Annotated in this window: 21 protein-coding genes; 5 read left to right on the forward strand and 16 right to left on the reverse strand. The window is 68.1% G+C overall.

Features of this window, described 5'->3' with window-relative positions; translation table 11 throughout:
• From C665_RS04075 to ybgC, 7 genes are all read right to left on the reverse strand, one after another.
• The coding region (locus tag C665_RS04075; protein WP_004300881.1) for a YbgF trimerization domain-containing protein at positions 1–366 on the reverse strand (366 nt) is incomplete at its 3' end.
• Positions 367–378: 12 nt separating this feature from the next.
• Positions 379–891, reverse strand: coding sequence for a peptidoglycan-associated lipoprotein Pal (pal, locus tag C665_RS04080; protein ID WP_004300882.1), 513 nt, complete (start codon positions 889–891; stop codon positions 379–381).
• A 68-nt stretch (positions 892–959) separates the two neighbouring features.
• The gene (gene tolB, locus C665_RS04085; protein ID WP_004300883.1) at positions 960–2,237 is read right to left on the reverse strand and encodes a Tol-Pal system beta propeller repeat protein TolB; all 1,278 of its coding nucleotides are present in this window, start codon (positions 2,235–2,237) and stop codon (positions 960–962) included.
• A gap of 40 nt (positions 2,238–2,277) precedes the next feature.
• Positions 2,278–3,240 carry an energy transducer TonB gene (locus C665_RS04090; protein WP_012584637.1) on the reverse strand — a complete coding sequence of 321 codons (963 nt, stop codon included), beginning with the start codon at positions 3,238–3,240 and terminating at the stop codon, positions 2,278–2,280.
• Positions 3,237–3,653 (reverse strand): protein TolR, encoded by a 417-nt coding sequence (gene tolR, locus C665_RS04095; protein ID WP_004300885.1) that lies wholly within the window; start codon positions 3,651–3,653, stop codon positions 3,237–3,239. Before tolR ends, C665_RS04090 begins: the two co-directional genes overlap by 4 nt.
• Positions 3,654–3,672: 19 nt before the next feature.
• Positions 3,673–4,341 (reverse strand): protein TolQ, encoded by a 669-nt coding sequence (gene tolQ / locus C665_RS04100; RefSeq protein WP_004300886.1) that lies wholly within the window; start codon positions 4,339–4,341, stop codon positions 3,673–3,675.
• Positions 4,338–4,790: a tol-pal system-associated acyl-CoA thioesterase gene (ybgC, locus tag C665_RS04105; RefSeq protein ID WP_004300887.1), complete on the reverse strand. Its 453-nt coding sequence runs from the start codon at positions 4,788–4,790 to the stop codon at positions 4,338–4,340. The genes tolQ and ybgC overlap by 4 nt, the downstream gene beginning before the upstream one ends.
• Before the next feature lie 159 nt (positions 4,791–4,949).
• Between ybgC and C665_RS04110 the strand changes: the two genes are divergently transcribed.
• From C665_RS04110 to C665_RS04125, 4 genes are all read left to right on the forward strand, one after another.
• Positions 4,950–6,131 (forward strand): STAS domain-containing protein, encoded by a 1,182-nt coding sequence (locus tag C665_RS04110; protein ID WP_004300888.1) that lies wholly within the window; start codon positions 4,950–4,952, stop codon positions 6,129–6,131.
• A 43-nt stretch (positions 6,132–6,174) separates the two neighbouring features.
• On the forward strand, positions 6,175–6,711 hold the full coding sequence (hslV, locus tag C665_RS04115) for an ATP-dependent protease subunit HslV (RefSeq protein WP_004300889.1): 537 nt from the start codon (positions 6,175–6,177) through the stop codon (positions 6,709–6,711).
• Positions 6,712–6,721: 10 nt separating this feature from the next.
• A complete protein-coding gene (gene hslU, locus C665_RS04120) occupies positions 6,722–8,059 on the forward strand; it encodes an ATP-dependent protease ATPase subunit HslU (RefSeq protein ID WP_004300891.1) in 1,338 nt (445 codons plus the stop codon).
• 118 nt (positions 8,060–8,177) lie between these two features.
• Entirely contained in the window at positions 8,178–9,053 is an 876-nt protein-coding gene (locus C665_RS04125) for an AEC family transporter (RefSeq protein ID WP_004300892.1), read from the forward strand.
• A 68-nt stretch (positions 9,054–9,121) separates the two neighbouring features.
• Here the strand turns inward: C665_RS04125 and C665_RS04130 are convergent, their stop codons facing one another.
• The 9 genes from C665_RS04130 to C665_RS04165 all read right to left on the reverse strand — a co-directional run bounded on the left by C665_RS04130 (position 9,122) and on the right by C665_RS04165 (position 16,881).
• Positions 9,122–9,523 carry an RNA-binding S4 domain-containing protein gene (locus C665_RS04130; RefSeq protein ID WP_004300894.1) on the reverse strand — a complete coding sequence of 134 codons (402 nt, stop codon included), beginning with the start codon at positions 9,521–9,523 and terminating at the stop codon, positions 9,122–9,124.
• A 98-nt stretch (positions 9,524–9,621) separates the two neighbouring features.
• Positions 9,622–10,359, reverse strand: coding sequence for a complement resistance protein TraT (locus C665_RS04135; protein WP_004300896.1), 738 nt, complete (start codon positions 10,357–10,359; stop codon positions 9,622–9,624).
• A gap of 239 nt (positions 10,360–10,598) precedes the next feature.
• On the reverse strand, positions 10,599–11,879 hold the full coding sequence (gene cysN, locus C665_RS04140; RefSeq protein ID WP_004300897.1) for a sulfate adenylyltransferase subunit CysN: 1,281 nt from the start codon (positions 11,877–11,879) through the stop codon (positions 10,599–10,601).
• Between the two features lie 76 nt (positions 11,880–11,955).
• Positions 11,956–12,870 (reverse strand): sulfate adenylyltransferase subunit CysD, encoded by a 915-nt coding sequence (gene cysD / locus C665_RS04145; protein ID WP_004300898.1) that lies wholly within the window; start codon positions 12,868–12,870, stop codon positions 11,956–11,958.
• 7 nt (positions 12,871–12,877) lie between these two features.
• The gene (locus C665_RS20855) at positions 12,878–13,030 is read right to left on the reverse strand and encodes a hypothetical protein (protein ID WP_004300900.1); all 153 of its coding nucleotides are present in this window, start codon (positions 13,028–13,030) and stop codon (positions 12,878–12,880) included.
• A 3-nt stretch (positions 13,031–13,033) separates the two neighbouring features.
• Positions 13,034–13,804 carry a phosphoadenylyl-sulfate reductase gene (locus C665_RS04150; protein ID WP_004300901.1) on the reverse strand — a complete coding sequence of 257 codons (771 nt, stop codon included), beginning with the start codon at positions 13,802–13,804 and terminating at the stop codon, positions 13,034–13,036.
• Positions 13,801–14,355: a DUF934 domain-containing protein gene (locus C665_RS04155; RefSeq protein WP_004300903.1), complete on the reverse strand. Its 555-nt coding sequence runs from the start codon at positions 14,353–14,355 to the stop codon at positions 13,801–13,803. Before C665_RS04155 ends, C665_RS04150 begins: the two co-directional genes overlap by 4 nt.
• Positions 14,348–16,030, reverse strand: coding sequence for a nitrite/sulfite reductase (locus C665_RS04160; protein ID WP_004300905.1), 1,683 nt, complete (start codon positions 16,028–16,030; stop codon positions 14,348–14,350). Before C665_RS04160 ends, C665_RS04155 begins: the two co-directional genes overlap by 8 nt.
• Positions 16,031–16,098: 68 nt before the next feature.
• The gene (locus C665_RS04165; RefSeq protein ID WP_004300907.1) at positions 16,099–16,881 is read right to left on the reverse strand and encodes a sulfite exporter TauE/SafE family protein; all 783 of its coding nucleotides are present in this window, start codon (positions 16,879–16,881) and stop codon (positions 16,099–16,101) included.
• Positions 16,882–16,985: 104 nt separating this feature from the next.
• Between C665_RS04165 and cysB the strand changes: the two genes are divergently transcribed.
• Positions 16,986–17,927 (forward strand): HTH-type transcriptional regulator CysB, encoded by a 942-nt coding sequence (gene cysB / locus C665_RS04170; protein WP_004300909.1) that lies wholly within the window; start codon positions 16,986–16,988, stop codon positions 17,925–17,927.
• The last annotated feature ends 20 nt before the right edge of the window (positions 17,928–17,947 follow it).

The raw sequence follows: 17,947 nt of genomic DNA on the forward strand, positions 1-17,947 counted from the left end.
TGCCGCCGGCGCCGCATCCCCGGAGGCCGGGGCGGCGGAGGCGGCGCCCGCCGCACCGGATTCGTACCGGCGCAGGCGGGCGTCGAGGTCGACGTAGAAATCCTTCTGGCGCTGCTTGAGCGTCTCCACCTCGTTGGTCAGCAGTTCGATCTGGCCACGCAGGCGCGCCAGCTCGGCGCGCATCTGTTCGTTCTGCATGGCGAGCTCGAGCTGGCCGCGGCTGGTGGTCTCGATCTGCCCCTGAACGTCCTGCCGGAGCTGGAAGATCTGGTTGCGGGCCTCGGTGTCACCCCCGAAGAGCTGGGCGTGCGCCGGGGCGCTCGGGATGAGGACGAACGCTGCGGCGAGCGGCAGAAGGCGTTTCATGTCGGGACTCTCTTAGAACTCGCCCGTGTAGAGCATGTCGCCGCGGCGGTTCTCGGCGTAGCAGTTCTCGGTGCGGTCTTCGCAGCGCGGCTTCTCTTCACCCAGGCTCACGGACTCGATCTGCGATTCCTTGGCGCCGAGCAGCATGAGGGCCTGCTTGACGACGTCGGCGCGCTTCTGGCCGAGGGCGAGGTTGTATTCGCGGCTGCCGCGCTCGTCGGTGTTGCCCTGGACGAGCATGTTCATCTGCGGGTTCTGCACCAGGAAGCGGGCGTGGGCTTCGATCAGCGGGCGGGCTTCCTGCTTGATCACGAAGCTGTCGAAGTCGAAGAAGACGCTGCGCTTGGAGAGGATGTTGTTGGGGTCGGTGAGCGCCGCGATGCCGCTGCCCTTGGCGCTGCCGGCCGTCACGGTGGCGACGCCGGTGCCGCGGTCCTGGACGGAGGCGGCGCCGTTCTCGGGGCCGGTGCTCGAGCAGGCGGCCAGGGTCAGGGCGAGCAGCGCGGGGAGGACGAGTTTCTTCATGGGTGATGCTCCAGTACGAGTGTTGATGACAGCAGAGAGGGGTATGCGGCTTTGTTGCCGCTTCATGGTTACCGGATCTGCGGACCCCAGGCGGGTTCGCGGACATCGGCGGCCTGCACCGTGAGCCGCTGGCGGATGCGCCCGTCGGTCGACACCGCCGACAGCACGCCACGGCCACCGGTGTCGGTGGCGTAGAGGATCATGCGGCCGTTGGGGGCGAAGCTGGGCGATTCGTCGCGTGCCGAATCGGTGAGGATGGTGGTCTGCCGGGTGGCGACGTCCTGCACGGCCACCTGGAAGCGGCCGGCATTGCGGGTGATGAAGGCGAGCAACTTGCCGTCGAACGACAGGCGCGGCGTCACGTTGTAGTTGCCTTCGAAGCTCACCCGCTGGGCGCTGCCGCCACTGGCAGGAATACGGTAGATCTGCGGACTGCCGCCGCGATCCGAGGTGAAGTAGATGTGGCCGTCGGCGCCCCAGAAGGGCTCGGTGTCGATGCCGGAGGATTGCGCGAGGCGGCGCACGCCGGAGCCGTCGGCACCGATCGCGTAGAGCTGCGACAGGCCGTCCTTGGTGAGCACGACCGCGAGCTGGCTGCCGTCGGGCGACCAGCTCGGCGCGGAGTTCGAGCCCTTGAAGTTGGCGACCACGCGGCGCTGGCCGGTGGCGAGTGTGTGCACGTAGACGATCGGCTTCTTCTGCTCGAAGGACACATAGGCCAGGCGCTGGCCGTCGGGCGACCACGAAGGCGAGATGATCGGCTCGCGCGAGCGCAGCGCGGTGGCGGCGTTCATGCCGTCGGCGTCGGCGATCTGGAGCTCGAAGTTGGGACCGGACTTGATCACGTAGGCGATGCGGGTGGCGAAGTAACCCGGCAGGCCGGTGAGCTTCTCGTACACGAAGTCGGCGATGCGGTGGCCGACCAGGCGGTTCTGCGCCGGACTCATCGGCAGCGACATGGCGCCGAGTTCCTGCTGCTTCTGCGCGTCGAAGAGCCGGAAGCGCACGTCGTAGCGCCCGTCGGCCATCGGGATCAGGCTGCCGGTGAGCACCGCGTCGGCGCCGCGGCTGCGCACCGCGGCGAGGTCGGGCGCCACCGATTCGGGCATCGGCAGCGGGCCGGTGTCGATCAGGGTGAACAGACCGCTGCGCTCGAGGTCGGCGCGCACGACGTCGGTGACGCTCTGCGGCAGGCGACCCTCGTTCTCGAAGATCGGGATGATGACCGGAAAGCGCGAGGCGCCGGTGCCGGTGATCTCGATCGAGAGCTGGGCGTGCGCACCCAGCGCGAGGCTGGCGAGCAGGCCGGCGAGGAAGAGGCGGAATGCGTGCAGTGTTTTGATCATGCGGGGTTTTCTCCAGCCGCGGATTATAGACATGACGGACTCAATCGTCCGCCAGCGGACGGAATTTCAGTTCGAGGGTACGCTCGAACTGGTTCTTGTTGTCCGGCAGCGGCAGCGGGCTCGAGCGCCGGATCGCGCGCTCGATGGCCTCGTCGAGGGCGGGCACGCCGGACGAGCGCTTGAGGCGGACATTGAGCACTTCGCCACTCGGCAGCTGGTCGACCTCGAACACCGCCTCCGGGTTGCCGGACAGGCCGGGCGGGCGCAACAGGTTGCCGCGCACCTTGGCAGCGATCGCCGCGCGGTATTTGTCGATGTCGCCACCGGGCGGACCCTGGCGGCTCGGACCGGCCGCGGCCGCGCGCGCACCTTCCTGCGCCATCAGGCTGGACAGGCGGGCCTGCTCGGCGCGCTGGGTCTCCTGCGCGAGGCGCTGCGCCATGTAGTCGTCGATCGGCTTGGTGTCCGGCTTGGGCTGGGGCTTGGGTTCGGGCTTGGCCTGCGGCTTGGGCTCGGGTTTCGGCTCCGGCTTGGGTTGGGGCTTGGGCTCGGGCTTCGGTTCAGGCTTGGGCTCCGGCTTCGGTTGTGGTTTGGGTTCGGGTTTCGGTGGCTCGGGCTTGGGCGGCTCCGGCTTCTTCTCGGGCGCCTTGGCGACGATCTCGGGCTTGGCCTGGGGCTTGGGCGGTTCAGGTCTGGGTTCCGGCTTCGGTTCCGGCTTCGGTTCCGGTTTGGGCTCGGGCTTCGGTTCGGGTTTGGGCTCGGGCTTCGGTTCGGGTTTCGGCTCCGGCCGGGGCTCCGGCGCCGGCTGCGGGCGCGCTGCGGCTGGCGCGCTGCGCTCCGGTGCCGAAGCCAGCCCGACCTCGAGCGCCGCGGGCGGCGGGCTCTGCCAGCGGATGCCGAAGAACAGGAACAGGAACAATCCCAGGTGGACCGCCACGGTCAACCCGAGGGACTGCCACTTGCCAGGCGGCTCGCGGCGGTGCGGTGCGGGGCGGTCCCTCATTTCTGCGAAGTCGCGCTCTGGGTGACCAGGCTGATCTTGCGCACTCCGGCGTCGCGCGCGGTCTCGAGCACGTCGATCACCTTCTGGTAGTCGAGCTTGCTGTCGGCGGCGACCAGGAAGGGCTGCTCGGGGTTCTTCGCGAGGGCGTCCTTGAGCGCGGTCGACAGCTGGTCGCGGCGCACCGGGCGCGAGCTCCCGCTGTTGCTGGCGCGCAGCGCATAGGCCCCGTCGGCCTTGACCTCGATGAAGATGGCCTCGGACTGAGACGGCGGCGTGCCGGCGCCGGCGGAGGGCACGTTGATCGTGCCCTGCTGGATCATCGGCGCGGTGACCATGAAGATCACCAGCAGCACCAGCATCACGTCAATGTAGGGCACGACGTTGATCTGGTTCATGAGACGGCGTTGGCGCATCGTTGGAACTCCGTCCGGGTCAGCGCAGGTTGCGTTGCAGGATGTTGGAGAACTCTTCCATGAAGCTCTCGAAGCGGATGCCGAGGCGGTCGATGTCGTGCGCGAAGCGGTTGTAGGCCACCACCGCCGGGATCGCCGCGAACAGGCCGATCGCCGTGGCGACCAGGGCTTCGGCGATGCCGGGCGCGACCTGCGCGAGGGTGGCGGCGCCGACGCTGGAGAGGCCGCGGAAGGAGTTCATGATCCCCCACACGGTGCCGAGCAGGCCGATGTAAGGCGACACCGACCCCACCGAGGCGAGGAAGGCGAGGTGGGCCTCGAGGTCGTCGATCTCGCGCTGGTAGGTGGCGCGCATGGCGCGGCGGGCGCCGTCGAGCGTGGCGCCGTGGTCGTGGCCCTTGCCGCGCAGCTTGGTGAACTCTCGGTAGCCGGCCTCGAAGATGCGCTCCATGCCTTCGGACTGGTGGCGGCCAGCCGACTCGTAGAGGGTGTTGAGGTCGCCGCCGCTCCAGAAGTCGCGCTCGAACTCGTCGGTCTGTGCACGCGCCTGGCGGATCTGGAAGGCCTTGCGGAAGATCCAGTACCAGGAGACGAGCGACAGGCTTGCCAGCAGCGCCATGACGAGCTGGACGAGGACGCTCGCCTGGGAGATCAGGCTGAGGATGGAGAGGTCGTGGGTGACGGTCATGCTGGGCTTTCGAGAAGGGCGTGCAGGGAGGCGGGGAGGGCTGCGGGCTTCATGCGCCGCATGTCCACGCAAGCCACGAGGACCTGCGCGGTGAAGAGAAGTTCGCCGCCGCGGCGGATCTCGTGGTCGAACACGAGACTCGCGCGGCGCCGGCTGGCGATGCGGGCGCTCACCTCGAGCGCGTCGTCCAGGCGTGCCGGAGCGCGGTAGTCGGCCTGCACCGAGCGCACCACGAAACCCACGCCCTGCTCGTCGAGCAAGGCGTGCTGGGCGACGCCGAGCGCACGCAGCCATTCGGTGCGCGTGCGCTCGCAGAATTTGAGATAGTTTGCGTAATAGACGACACCCCCTGCGTCGGTGTCTTCGTAATAGACTCGGACGGACAGGGAAAAACGCGACGACGCGGGGAGCGATTCGCCGCCCGCGTCGGAAACGGTTTTCGGTTGCATTGCAGCATTCTAGCCGAGCCGCGGCACCGAATGCACGTCTGTCGCGTTCTTGATCGATGGATTTTTCTCGCGCTTATTGCTTGTTGCAAAAGCGCTTTTCTGTGAATGTCGTTGGTTGCGGCGGCTCGCATGGGGCGTCCGCGATATCGGAATACGGACGTGGCGCTCCCCTTCTTCGGCAAGAAACCCGTTTCGCCCGCGCCCGGCGCACCGCGCGACGCGCGAGCCGGGCCGGGAGCGGACGCCCTGCGCGACGAGCGTCCCCCGCCTACCGAGTTGTCCGCGCTCGACTTCACCGGCACCGACCACGGGCGCGCGCTCGCACGCGTGGCCGGGCAGGTCGAGGTGCGCGAGTGCGGAAGCGGGATCGGCGCGGCCTTCGAGGAGGCTGCGGTGCTGTATGCGAACGGTAGCGACGACGACGCGCTCGCCGTGCTCGAGGCCGCCGTCGGCGCGGAAGGTGGCGAGGGCGGTGAGGGTGCCTGGCTGATGTTGCTCGATCTCTACCGCCTGCGCGGGGAGCGCCAGCGCTTCGAGTCGCGCGTGCTCGATTACGCCACCCGCTTCGAGCGCTCGCCGCCGCCCTGGGAGGATCTGTCGCGGGTGGCGGGCAAGGCGGCGGGCACCGAGCTGCCGCTGGTCAACCTGAGCGGGCAGCTCTCGGCAGCCGCCGAGCGCCAGTTCGCCCAGCTCGCCAAGATCGCGCGCCGCAGCGGCGGGGTGCGCATCGACGTCGCCAAGGTGCGCGGGGTGGACGATGCGGGCTGCGCCGTCTGGCGCGGCCTGCTTGCCGGGCTGGCGGCCGAGCGGCTTCAGGTGAGGCTGGTCAATGTGCGCGCGCTCGCCGACATCCTGTCGCAGGCCGTATCCCCCGGGAGGGCGCAGGCGCGCGATACCTGGCTGATGCTGCTCGAGCTGTTGCAGTACGCCGGCGACCAGGCGCGCTTCGAGGATGTCGCGGTCGACTATGCGGTGACCTTCGAGGAGTCCCCGCCGTCCTGGGAGGGGCGCGGCGACGCTCCCACGGCGCGCGCGGCGCAGGCGGACGAGGCGCAGCCGACCGATCCGGAGGCGTTCGCGTTCGAGGGCGAGCTCTGCGGGGCTGCCAACGATACCCTCCGGCGCCTCGCCGCCTTCGCGGTCGAGCGCCGCGAGGTCCGGATCGATTGCCGGCACCTGCGCCGGCTCGATTTCGTCTGCGCCGGCACGCTCTTCAATATTCTCGCCACGTTGCAGGCTCAAGGTAAACTCGTCTGTCTTCGCGACGTGAACGCCATGGTCGCCGGCCTGCTGCGGGTCATGAGCGTCGACAAGGTGGCTCACGTCACCCTGCGTCATTGAACAACACACCAGCCCCGATTTCCGCGGGGACGGAGAATCCTTCATGGAACAGTATCGCGGCACCACCATCCTGTCGGTGCGGCGCGGCAACCGCGTCGCGCTCGGCGGCGACGGCCAGGTCACCCTTGGCAACATCGTCATCAAGGCCTCCGCGCGCAAGGTGCGCACGCTCTACAACGGTCAGATCCTCGCCGGTTTCGCCGGTGGAACCGCCGACGCCTTCACCTTGTTCGAGCGTTTCGAGGCCAAGCTCGACAAGCACCAGGGCAACCTGTTGCGCAGCGCGGTCGAGCTCGCCAAGGACTGGCGCACCGACCGCATGCTGCGCCGGCTGGAGGCCATGCTTGCGGTGGCCGATCGCGAGCATTCGCTGGTGATCACCGGCAACGGCGACGTGCTCGAGCCCGAGCAGGGCATCGTGGCCATCGGCAGCGGCGGCGCCTACGCGCAGTCGGCCGCGCGCGCACTGCTCGAGAATACCGAGCTCGAGCCCAGGGAAATCGTGTCCAAGGCGCTTTCCATCGCCGGCGACCTGTGCATCTACACCAATCACCACCACACCATCGAAGTGCTGGATTGAGGCTGACCGCATGACCCAGATGACCCCGCCGGAGATCGTCTCCGAACTCGACAAGCACATCGTCGGCCAGGACAAGGCCAAGAAGGCCGTGGCGATCGCGCTGCGCAACCGCTGGCGGCGCGCTCAGGTGGAAGAGCCGCTGCGCAGCGAGATCACCCCCAAGAACATCCTCATGATCGGCCCCACCGGCGTCGGCAAGACCGAGATCGCGCGCCGCCTGGCGCGCCTGGCCAACGCGCCCTTCATCAAGATCGAGGCGACCAAGTTCACCGAGGTCGGCTATGTCGGCCGCGACGTCGACACCATCATCCGCGACCTCATGGAGATCGCGGTCAAGGACGGGCGCGAGCGTGCGATGAAGTCGGTGCGCGACCGCGCGCTGGATGCCGCCGAGGACCGCGTGCTCGACGCCCTGCTGCCGCCGGCGCGCCCGGTCGGCTTCAACGCCGAGCCCGAGCCGGCGCAGGATTCGTCCACCCGGCAGAAATTCCGCAAGAAGCTGCGCGAGGGGGAACTCGACGACAAGGAGATCGAGATCGAGGTCGCCGCGCCCTCGATGCAGGCCGAGATCTTCGCCCCGCCGGGTATGGAGGAACTCACCCAGCAGATACAGGGCATGTTCCAGAACCTCGGCGGCGGCAAGAAGAAGCAGCGCAAGCTGCAGATCCGCGAGGCCATGAAGCTGCTCGCCGACGAGGAGGCCGCGCGCCTGATCAACGACGAGGAGGTCAAGCTCGAGGCCGTGCGCGCGGTCGAGCAGAACGGCATCGTGTTCCTCGACGAGGTGGACAAGATCGCTGCGCGCAGCGACGTGCAGGGCGCAGATGTCTCCCGTCAGGGCGTGCAGCGCGACCTGCTGCCGCTGGTCGAGGGCACGACGATCTCCACCAAGTACGGCATGATCAAGACCGATCACATCCTGTTCATCGCCAGCGGCGCCTTCCACCTGTCCAAGCCCTCGGATCTGATCCCCGAGCTGCAGGGGCGTTTCCCGATCCGCGTCGAGCTGGAGTCGCTGTCTGTGGAGGACTTCGCCCGCATCCTCACCAGCACCGACGCCTGCCTCACGCGCCAGTACGAGGCGCTGCTCGCCACCGACGGGGTGAAGCTGGAGTTCGCCGACGACGGCATCCGCCGCCTGGCCGAGATCGCCTACCAGGTGAACGAGAAGACCGAGAACATCGGCGCGCGCCGGCTGTACACCGTCATGGAGAAGCTGCTCGAAGAGGTTTCCTTCGAGGCCGGGCGCAGCAGTGCGGAGCAGACCGTGGTAGTCGACGCCGCCTATGTCGACAGCCGGCTCGTCATGCTCGCCCAGCGCGAGGATCTGGCGCGTTACGTGCTTTGATCCCGGCTCGCGTCCGTTCGCGGACAAGCTCGCTTCGTCCGCGGGGACCGCGCGACGACGGGCTTGTCCGTGACCGCATCCGTCGCACCCCCTTCAGTCCGCTCCCGGTTTGCCCTGAATGCTGATCCGAATCGTCTCCATCCTGTTCCCGCTGTTCGCGATCACCGCGCTGGGCTATTTCGTCGGCCGGCGCATGAAGCCGGACCTGTCGCACGCCAACAAGCTGAACATGGATGTCTTCGTGCCCGCGCTGGTGTTCGGTGCGCTGGTCGGTAAGGACTTCCGCCTCGGCGAATACCTGCCGCTGCTGTTCGCGACCGTGGTGATCATCGTCGGCTCCGGTGTGGCCGGCTGGCTGGTCGCGCGTGCGGCCGGGATCGCCACCAAGACGCTGGTGCCGCCGATGATGTTCAACAACTGCGGCAACCTCGGCCTGCCGCTGGCGGTGCTCGCCTTCGGCGAGTCGGCGCTGGCTCCGGCGGTGGTGATGTTCGTGGTGTCGAACGTGATCCACTTCTCCTACGGCGCCTGGCTGCTGGACCACCATACCAAGCTGACCACGGTGTGGCGCTCGCCCTCCATCCTGGCGACGATCGCGGGCCTGGCGGTCGGCTTCCTCGGCATCGAGGTGTGGCCGCCGCTGCTGATGTCGATCGAGATGGTCGGCGACATCTCGATCCCCCTGATGTTGTTCGCGCTCGGCGTGCGCCTGGCCGATTCGCGCATCAGCGCCGTCGGCTTCGGCCTCTTCGGTGCGGTGCTACGCCCGGTGGTGGGCATGGCGCTGGCCTGGGCCCTGCTGCAGATGCTCGAGCTTCCGCCGCGCGAGCAGGCGCTGTTGCTCGTGTTCGGCGCCCTGCCGCCGGCGGTGCTGAACTACATGTTCGCCGAGCGTTACGACCAGGAGCCCGACAAGGTGGCCTCGATGGTGCTGATCGGCAACCTCGCTGCGGTGGTTTTCCTGCCGATCGCGCTGGCGCTGGTACTCGACTGAGGCACGGGAGTCGGAGCGGAGCCGGTACGGATCGGGCACCGCGAGGGCTCGCGCTTGGGGACGCGAGCTCAGCATCCCCCGAAGCGGTCCATCCTGCGGCGGTCGCGCTTGGTCGGCCGGCCGTGCAGGTCGGTGCCGGGCGCGGCGGCGAACTTGCGCAATTCACGGGCGCGTTCGCGCGCCTCGATGCTTTCCGCGGTCTCCTCGTAGAGCGCCTGCGCCACGGCGGCCGAGCCGCGCTTGTCCGCGATCGCGCGCACGATCACCGTGCGCGTATCCTCGCCGATCGTGATGTCGAGGCGGTCACCGACCTTGAGTTCGCGTGCCGGTTTGGCCGCCATTCCGTTGAGCTTGACCTTTCCTCCATCGACCGCCTCGGTTGCGCCCGTACGGTGCTTGAAGAAACGTGCCGCCCACAGCCACTTGTCGAGGCGGGTACGCGCGGTGTCGGAGGGATTGCGGTCGGTCATGATGGTGGCGCTCGGTCGAAGGGCGCCGGATTGGCAAGGCGCCGCCGTGATTATCGAACACCCGGCGGCGTGCTGGGGCAGATGAAGCCCGCGAGCGTTCAGAACAGCCCGGAGATCGAATTGATCAGGCCTTTCTTCAACTCGGGCAGCGCCTCCTCGAAGGCGAGGTTGACCTTGTTCGCGGTCGAGCCGATGCGGGTCTGATAAGTCTTGTAGGACGACTCTTCGTCGTACGACACCTGCGAACCACCGCTGTTGCCCTGGCGCAGGCTGTGGTTCGAACTCACCCTTGCCTTGCCGGCACCGCGGATGCGCTCCTTGATCTGCAGGTCGGTGATCATCGAAAAATACACGTCCTTGACCGCGGCGCCGGCGATGCCTTCGGCCAGCGAGCCGATCAGGCCGGCGGCGGCGATGCCACGGCCGCTGGCGCCGCCGGCGTATGCCGCTCCCGCCCCCAGGACCAGGCCGCCCGAGGCGGCTACCCCGTAGCCTTGGTCGATCGCCGCCTCGATCGCGGTGGGTGCCGATTTTCCGACCTGCAGGATGTTCGCCTGCAGGACGTAGTGCGCCGCCTCCGGGTCCTGCAGCAGGGTGTAACCCTTGGTCTGCAGCGCGGCGGCGATCTCGTCATTCACCGCAAGGTCGGGCTTGTCGGAGGTATTGCGGATCTGCAGGAAGATGGTGCGCTTGTCAGGGCCGACCGGGTCGAGGAAGACCGTGTCGGACATCTTGGTCTGCACATCGAGGTCGCGCTTGCTGATGGCGACGTGGGTGGCGGCGCAGCCGGCGAGGACCAAGGTGGCGACGGTGACGAGGGTGATTCGCTTGAGCATCGGGAGACCTCCTCGAGGACGGATGAAGATGGCAGGCGGCGGGTTTCGGTGCGATCCGGGGATGACTCTTGCAGGTGCTGAAAAGACCTGAAAACAGTCGTATGGAATTTCATTATAGAAAATTTGATGCCCGATTGTCATGTTCTGTGATGCGGTAGGAATTTCTTCGTCCCCAAAATGGAGAACCCCGGCGCCCTTGCGGGGGCCGGGGTTCGCTCGCTGCGGAGGGCGGGCGGCGATCAGCCGATCATGCCCGCGCCTACGGTGTTGTTGGTGCTCTCGTCGATGATGATGAAGGCGCCGGTAGCGCGGTTCTCCGTGTAGCGGTCGGCGATGATCGGCTGGGCGAGCTTGAGCGTGACGCGGGCGATGTCGTTCATCGCCAGCCCGGTGGTGGCCTCCTGTTCCAGGGTATTCACGTCCAGGCGGTAGTCGATCTTCGCGAGCTTGGCCTTCACCTCGCGCGTGGTGTGGCGTACCAGGTAGGTGCGTGCAGGCGACAGCGGGGTCTCGGACAGCCAGCACACCGTGGCTTCGATCTGCTTGACCGGCTCCCGCGCCTCGGCGGATTTCACGATCAGGTCGCCGCGCGAGATGTCGATCTCGTCTTCGAGCAGCAGGGTCACCGACTGCTCGTGGATGGCGCGCGGCAGCGCGACGCCGCCGAGCTCGATCTTCCTGACCCGGCTGCTGGCGCCCGAGGGCAGTACGGTGACCGCGTCGCCCACCGCGACCTCGCCCGATTCGACCCGGCCCATGAAGCCGCGATAGTCGTGCAGTTCGGGGTTGGCGGACTCTTGCGGTCGGCACACGAACTGCACCGGGAAGCGGAAGTCCTCGGCCTGTTCGGTGTGGGCTGCGGGGGCGTTCTCGAGGATGTCGAGCAGGGTCGGGCCGTCGTACCAGGACAGGCGCTCGCCGCGGTCGACGATCATGTCGCCCTCCAGCGCCGAGATCGGGATGAAGCGCACGTCCCGGATGCCGAGCTTGGCGGCGAATTCGAGGTATTCCCCCTTGATGCGCTCGAACACCGCCTGGTCGTAGTCGACCAGGTCCATCTTGTTGACCGCGACCACCAGATGGGGAATGCCGACCAGGCTGGCGAGGTAGGAGTGGCGGCGGGTCTGGGTCAGCACGCCCTTGCGCGCGTCGATGAGGATGATCGCCAGGTTGGCGGTGGACGCGGCGGTCACCATGTTGCGGGTGTACTGCTCGTGGCCGGGGGCGTCGGCGATGATGTACTTGCGCCGCCCGGTGGAGAAGTAGCGGTAGGCGACGTCGATGGTGATGCCCTGCTCGCGCTCGGCCTGCAGGCCATCGGTCAGCAGCGACAGGTCGACCGCGCTCATGCCGCGCTTGGCCGAGGTCTTCTCGATGGCGTTGAGGGTGTCGGCGAGGATGGTCTTGGTGTCGAACAGCAGGCGGCCGATCAGGGTGCTCTTGCCGTCGTCGACGCTGCCGCAGGTGAGAAAGCGCAGCAAGCCGTTGTCGATTTCGGGGAGGTGCTCGAGGGCGGACATGGTCATGATTCCGTGCAAAGGTCAGGCGTGAGGTGCGAAGAGTGGGGGGTGGGGGCTGCGACGAGCGCGGATGCGCTCAGAAGTAGCCTTCCTTCTTGCGTTGCTCCATCGACGCCTCCGAGGTCTGGTCGTCCATCCGCGTCGCACCGCGCTCGGTGATCGTGGTGGTCGCCGTCTCGGCGAGGATCTTCTCCACGGTGTCCGCGTCGGATTCCACCGGCGCCGTGCAGGTGATGTCCCCCACGGTGCGGAAGCGCACCCGCACGTCCTCCACGACGTCGCCATCCTTCGCCGGCGTCAGCTCGGTCACCGGCTGCAGCAGGCCGTTCTTGCGCACCACCGGGCGGGTGTGGGCGAAGTAGATCGATGGCAGTTCCAGCTGCTCGCGCTGGATGTACTGCCACACGTCGAGTTCGGTCCAGTTGCTGATCGGGAAGGCGCGGATGTTCTCGCCCTTGTGGCTACGCGCGTTGTACAGGTTCCACAGCTCGGGACGCTGGTTCTTCGGGTCCCACTGCCCGAACTCGTCGCGGAAGCTCATGATGCGTTCCTTGGCACGCGCCTTCTCCTCGTCGCGGCGGGCGCCGCCGATGCAGGCGTCGAAGCCGAACTCCTCGATCGCCTCGAGCAGCGTCACCGACTGGTGCTTGTTGCGCGACTCGCCCGCGTGCTTCAGCACCACGGTGCCGCGCGCCATCGAGTCTTCCACCGAGCGCACGATCAGGCGCTCGCCCAGTTCGGCGGCGCGCCGGTCGCGGAAGTCGGTGACTTCCTTGTAGTTGTGGCCGGTGTCGATGTGCATCAGCGGGAAGGGGAAGCGGCCCGGGCGAAAGGCCTTCTCGGCCAGGCGCAGCAGGCAGATCGAATCCTTGCCGCCGGAGAACAGCAACACCGGGTTGGCGCACTGGCCGGCGACTTCGCGCAGGATGTGGATGGCTTCGGCCTCGAGCCAGTCGAGGTGGGACAGCGTCTGTTTGGTCAGCGTGGACATGGTGCGGTTACCGTTGCGGATGCTTGATCGGATGGGTTCTGAAGGCGCGCAGCGCTGCCCTGAGTCCGGCGCGCAGCGCGAGCAGGCGCTGCTGCAGGCTGCGGCGGCCGGCACCGATCGCGGGGCTGTGCGTGCCCTGGGCGGGGTGCTTGCCGTTCATGGCTCAGCTCGCCTTGACGTGGAGACCGCACTCCTTGGTCTCCGGGTTTTCCCACCACCAGCGTCCGGCGCGCACGTCCTCGCCGACCGCGATCGCGCGGGTGCAGGGGGCGCAGCCGATGCTGGGGTAGAACTGGTCGTGCAGGGCGTTGTAGGGCACCTCGGCGAGGCGGATGTAGGCCCACACCTCGGTCTCGCTCCAGTCCGACAGCGGGTTGAGCTTCTCCAGCCCGTTGGCGGTGTCGGTCTCGCGTACCGGCAGGCCGGAGCGGGTGACCGACTGGGCTGCGCGCAGGCCGGTGATCCAGGCCTTGCGGCCGGTGAGCGCGCGACGCAGCGGCTCCATCTTGCGCACGCCGCAGCAGGCCTTGCGCAGCTCGACCGTGTCGTAGAAGGCGTTGATGCCGTGGCTGCGCACATAGGTTTCGACCGCGCCCGCGTCGGGGAAGTAGATCTCGAGCTTCGTGCCGTAGCGGCGCTCGACTTCGCCGATCAGGCTGTAGGTCTCGGCGGGGAGCCGCCCGGTGTCGAGCGAGAAGATGGTGATCGGCAGGCCGTTCGACAGGATGAGGTCGGTCAGCACCATGTCCTCGGCGCCGAAGCTGTTGGCGAAGGCGAGCTCGCCGTGCGCGCCGAACTCGGCGACGGCCTCGCGCAGCAGTGCGAGCGTGGCTGCGGACTTGGCACCCACGGTGGCGCGCAGTGCGTCGGTGAGCTGCGGGCGGGTGGCGGCGTTGGTCGGGGCGGGGCGCAGCAGGCTGACGGCGGCGTTCATTGCTGCACCTCGCGGCCGGTGCCGCGTTCGACGCGGCGGAACAGCGGCAGCGGGTCCTTCACCGAGCGCTGGTAGGGCTGGGTGAAGTCGTCGATGCTGGCCACCGCCGCCTCGAGCTGTTCGTCGGTGTAGCGCTCGGCTTGCGGCTGCAGGGCATCGAAGCCGCAGCGCGTCATGTAGTTGAACTGGTCGCGCAGGACCTGGCCGATCGCGCGCAGTTCGCCCTGGTAGCCGTAGCGGGTGCGCAGCAAGGTTGCCGCGGAGTAGCTGCGGCCGTCGGTGAACTTGGGGAAGTGCAGGCCGACGATCTGCAGCAGCCCGAGGTCGTCAGCGAGTGCGGCGACGTCCTCGCCCGCGGCCAGCCACACGCCCACCTCGCCGCTGCGCGCACGCGCCAGCAGCTCTTCGCGGCGCGCCTGCCATACGGCGAGCGGCACCAGCACGGGGCCGGCGGGCACCGCGATGTCGGCGGGCACCTCGCCTTCGGCGAGGCTCACGGTCAGGCGGTCGTCGGCGACGACGCGGCCGTTCTTGATGATCTTGTCAGACATGGGCGGCTTTCCTTTGCGGCTGGCGGTCGGCATACACGCGTACCTTGAAGGGCTCGGTGCCGACGCGTTGTACGGTGTCGATGAAGCGCTCGTCCTCATGGCGCAGTTCGACGTAGGTTTCGAGCAGCTTCTCGATCACGCCCACGATCTCGTCGAGGGCGAAGGACGGACCGATCACCTTGCCGAGCGTGGTGCCGTTGCCCTGTGTGCCGCCGATGCTGACCTGGTACCACTCCTCGTCGTTCTTATCGACGCCGAGGATGCCGATGTGGCCGACGTGGTGGTGGCCGCAGGAGTTCATGCAGCCGGAAATGTTGAGGTCGATCTCGCCGATGTCGTGCTGGTAGTCGAGGTCGTCGAAGCGGCGCTGGATGGCGTCGGCGATCGGGATCGAGCGTGCGTTGGCGAGGCTGCAGAAGTCGCCGCCGGGGCAGCAGATGATGTCGGTCAGCAGGCCGATGTTCGGCGTCGCCAGGCCGGCGGCACGCGCCGCCTGCCACAGTTCGAAGAGGTCGGTGCGGCGCACGTCGGCGAGCGCGACGTTCTGCTCGTGCAGCATGCGCGCCTCGCCGAAGCTGAAGCGGTCGGCGAGATCGGCGATCAGGTCCATCTGCTCGGCGGTGACGTCGCCCGGGGCGGTGCCGGTCTTCTTCAGCGACAGGACCACCGCCGCGTAGCCGGGCTGGCGGTGGGCGCGCACATTGCGCTTGACCCAGGTGGCGAAGGCCTTGTTGCCGGCGAGGAGTTCGTCGAAGGCGGCGTCCTGCGCGGGCAGGGTCTCGTAGGCAGGCGGGGCGAAGTGGGCCGACACGCGCGCCAGCTCCGCCGCGGTGATGGTGTTGGGGCCGTCCTTGCCGTTGGCCCATTCTTCCTCCACCTGGCGGCCGAACTCTTCCGGCCCGAGCGCCTTGACGAGGATCTTGATGCGCGCCTTCCACAGGTTGTCGCGGCGGCCCCAGCGGTTGTAGACGCGCAGGATGGCCTCGCAGTAGCTGATCAGGTGCTGCCAGGGCAGGAAGGGCTTGATCTCCTCGCCCAGGATCGGGGTGCGGCCGAGGCCGCCGCCCACCAGCACGCGGAAGCCGAGCTCGCCGGCCTCGTTACGGACCAGGTCGAGGCCGATGTCGTACACCCGCAGCACCACGCGGTCTTCGGCGGCGCTGTTGAAGGCGATCTTGAACTTGCGCGGCAGGAAGGCGAATTCCGGGTTGTAGGTCGCCCACTGGCGCAGGATCTCGGCGAAGGGGCGCGGATCGGCGACCTCGTCGGCGGCCACGCCGGCGAAGGGGTCGGCGGTGATGTTGCGGATGCAGTTGCCCGAAGTCTGGTTGGCGTGCATCTGCACGCTGGCCAGTTCGGCGAGCATCTCCGGCACGTCTTCCAGCTTCGGCCAGTTGAACTGCACGTTGGTGCGGGTGGTGAAGTGGGCGTAGCCGCGGTCGTAGCTGCGCGCGAGGTGGGCGAGCTTCCTCAGCTGGCGGCTGGCGAGGTGGCCGTAGGGCACCGAGATGCGGAACATCGGCGCGTGGCGCTGGATGTACAGCCCGTTCTGCAGGCGCAGCGGACGGAACTCGTCGGCCGAGAGCTCGCCGGCCAGGTGACGCCGCATCTGGTCGCGGAACTGGGCGACGCGCTGGTCGAGCAGGCGCTGGTCGTGTTCGTCGTATTGGTACATATGGGCTCTCTCTGTCGTATGCGTGGATTCGGGCCGGGGAGGGGCGTCGCGTGCTTGGTCGCTGCGGCTCAGTGCGCCATCAGCTTGGCGCCGACCAGCACCAGCATCGTCGCCAGGATCGGGCGCAGGACGCGGTCGGGTACCTTGGTGGAAATGTGGCTGCCGAGCCAGATGCCGGGCAGCGAGCCGACCAGCAGGCTGCCCAGCAGCAGCCAGTCGACGCTGCCGAGAAACCAGTGGCCGATGCCGGCGACCGCGGTCAGCGGCACGGCGTGGGCGATGTCCGAGCCGACGATGCGTAGCGCCGGCATCGCCGGGTAGAGGAAGAACAGCGCGGTGACGCCGAGCGCGCCGGCGCCCACCGAGGAGATCGATACCAGCACGCCGAGCACGGCGCCGGTGAGCACGGTCAGGCGGGCGGTGCGCGCCGGATCGGCGGGGCGGCCACCCGAGCGCGTCGCGGCATAGGCCTGGATGCGCTTGCGGAAGATCAGCGCCACCGCGGTCAGCACCAAGGCGACGCCGAGCGAGACCTGGATCAGGTGGGCCGCGCCTTCGATGCCGCCGGGCGCGAAGTGTCCGATCAGCGCCAGCGTGATCGCCGCCGCGGGAATGCTGCCGGTGGCGAGCAGGCGGGTGATCTTCCAGTCCACCGTGCCCTTGAGTCCGTGCGCCAGGGTGCCGCCGGCCTTGGTGATCGCGGCGTAGAGCAGGTCGGTGCCGACGGCGACCGAGGGGTGGATGCCGAACATCAGCACCAGCAGCGGCGTCATCAAGGATCCGCCTCCAACGCCGGTCAGACCGACGATGGCACCGACTGCGAACCCGGCGATGGTGTAGGCGAAGTCCATGTAACGCGCTCCTGGATGTTGCGGCGCATCGTAAGGACTTCAGTTAAGCGCAAGAAGCGGTTTGCAGTTAGACTTTAAGAACTGGTTGTTATATCTAGCGCGCCATGAACCTGCAGCAACTGCGTTACGTGCATGAAGTCGCCCGTCGCGGGCTCAATGTCTCCGAGGCGGCCGACGCGCTGTTCACCTCGCAGCCGGGGGTGTCCAAGCAGATCCGCCAGCTCGAGTCCGAGCTCGGCATCGAGATCTTCACTCGCCACGGCAAGCGCCTGGTGGCGGTCACCGAGCCGGGGCGGGCGGTGCTGGCGATCGCCGAGCGCGTGCTGCGCGACCTCGACAACCTGCAGCAGGTGGGTGACGAATTCGCCAACGAGGCCGTGGGCCGCCTGTCGATTGCGACCACCCATACCCAGGCGCGCTACGTGCTGCCCGACGTGATCCGCCGCTTCATGCAGCGCTACCCGCAGGTCAAGCTCGAGCTGCACCAGGGCAATCCGCGCCAGGTTTGCGAGATGGTGCTCGACGGCAGCGCCGACATCGCGATCGCCACCGAGGCCATCGCCGAGTACGACGAGCTGGTGATGCTGCCCTGTTACCAGTGGAACCGCTGCGTGGTCGCCACCCCGCGCCACCCCATCCTGCAGGCCGCGCCGCTCACGCTCGAGGCGATCGCGCGCTATCCGCTGATTACCTACGACGACGCCTTCACCGGCCGCGGCCAGATCAACAAGGCCTTCCTCGGTCGCGGCCTCAAGCCCAAGGTCGTGCTCACCGCGATCGACTCGGACGTGATCAAGAAGTATGTCGAGATGGACCTGGGCATCGGCATCCTCGCGCGCATGGCCTACGACCCCGCGGAGGATCGCAGGCTCGGCATGGTCGATGCGGCCCACCTGTTCGAGTCGAGCACGACACGGATCGGCCTGCGCCGTCGCGCCTGGCTGCGCGCCTATGTGTACGCCTTCATCGAGGGCTTCGCGCCGCATCTGTCGCGGCGCATGGTCGAGACCGCGCTCGCCGGCGGCGGCACCGATCCGGGGCTGTGAGGGGCGCGCCGGGGCGACGC

Origin of the sequence: Thauera aminoaromatica S2, assembly GCF_000310185.1 — a bacterium.
Classification (GTDB): Bacteria; Pseudomonadota; Gammaproteobacteria; order Burkholderiales; family Rhodocyclaceae; genus Thauera; species Thauera aminoaromatica.

Excerpts from the sequence above, each read along its gene's own strand:
- C665_RS04160 (WP_004300905.1), bottom strand. The coding sequence starts at position 16,030 with ATGTACCAATACGACGAACACGACCAGCGCCTGCTCGACCAGCGCGTC.
- C665_RS04130 (WP_004300894.1), bottom strand. The coding sequence starts at position 9,523 with ATGACCGACCGCAATCCCTCCGACACCGCGCGTACCCGCCTCGACAAG.
- C665_RS04150 (WP_004300901.1), bottom strand. The coding sequence starts at position 13,804 with ATGAACGCCGCCGTCAGCCTGCTGCGCCCCGCCCCGACCAACGCCGCC.
- pal (WP_004300882.1), bottom strand. The coding sequence starts at position 891 with ATGAAGAAACTCGTCCTCCCCGCGCTGCTCGCCCTGACCCTGGCCGCC.
- tolB (WP_004300883.1), bottom strand. The coding sequence starts at position 2,237 with ATGATCAAAACACTGCACGCATTCCGCCTCTTCCTCGCCGGCCTGCTC.
- C665_RS04090 (WP_012584637.1), bottom strand. The coding sequence starts at position 3,240 with ATGAGGGACCGCCCCGCACCGCACCGCCGCGAGCCGCCTGGCAAGTGG.
- C665_RS04135 (WP_004300896.1), bottom strand. The coding sequence starts at position 10,359 with ATGCTCAAGCGAATCACCCTCGTCACCGTCGCCACCTTGGTCCTCGCC.
- hslV (WP_004300889.1), top strand. The coding sequence starts at position 6,175 with ATGGAACAGTATCGCGGCACCACCATCCTGTCGGTGCGGCGCGGCAAC.
- cysD (WP_004300898.1), bottom strand. The coding sequence starts at position 12,870 with ATGTCCACGCTGACCAAACAGACGCTGTCCCACCTCGACTGGCTCGAG.
- C665_RS04125 (WP_004300892.1), top strand. The coding sequence starts at position 8,178 with ATGCTGATCCGAATCGTCTCCATCCTGTTCCCGCTGTTCGCGATCACC.
- tolR (WP_004300885.1), bottom strand. The coding sequence starts at position 3,653 with ATGCGCCAACGCCGTCTCATGAACCAGATCAACGTCGTGCCCTACATT.
- cysB (WP_004300909.1), top strand. The coding sequence starts at position 16,986 with ATGAACCTGCAGCAACTGCGTTACGTGCATGAAGTCGCCCGTCGCGGG.
- C665_RS04155 (WP_004300903.1), bottom strand. The coding sequence starts at position 14,355 with ATGTCTGACAAGATCATCAAGAACGGCCGCGTCGTCGCCGACGACCGC.
- hslU (WP_004300891.1), top strand. The coding sequence starts at position 6,722 with ATGACCCAGATGACCCCGCCGGAGATCGTCTCCGAACTCGACAAGCAC.
- C665_RS20855 (WP_004300900.1), bottom strand. The coding sequence starts at position 13,030 with ATGAACGGCAAGCACCCCGCCCAGGGCACGCACAGCCCCGCGATCGGT.
- ybgC (WP_004300887.1), bottom strand. The coding sequence starts at position 4,790 with ATGCAACCGAAAACCGTTTCCGACGCGGGCGGCGAATCGCTCCCCGCG.
- C665_RS04165 (WP_004300907.1), bottom strand. The coding sequence starts at position 16,881 with ATGGACTTCGCCTACACCATCGCCGGGTTCGCAGTCGGTGCCATCGTC.
- tolQ (WP_004300886.1), bottom strand. The coding sequence starts at position 4,341 with ATGACCGTCACCCACGACCTCTCCATCCTCAGCCTGATCTCCCAGGCG.
- cysN (WP_004300897.1), bottom strand. The coding sequence starts at position 11,879 with ATGTCCGCCCTCGAGCACCTCCCCGAAATCGACAACGGCTTGCTGCGC.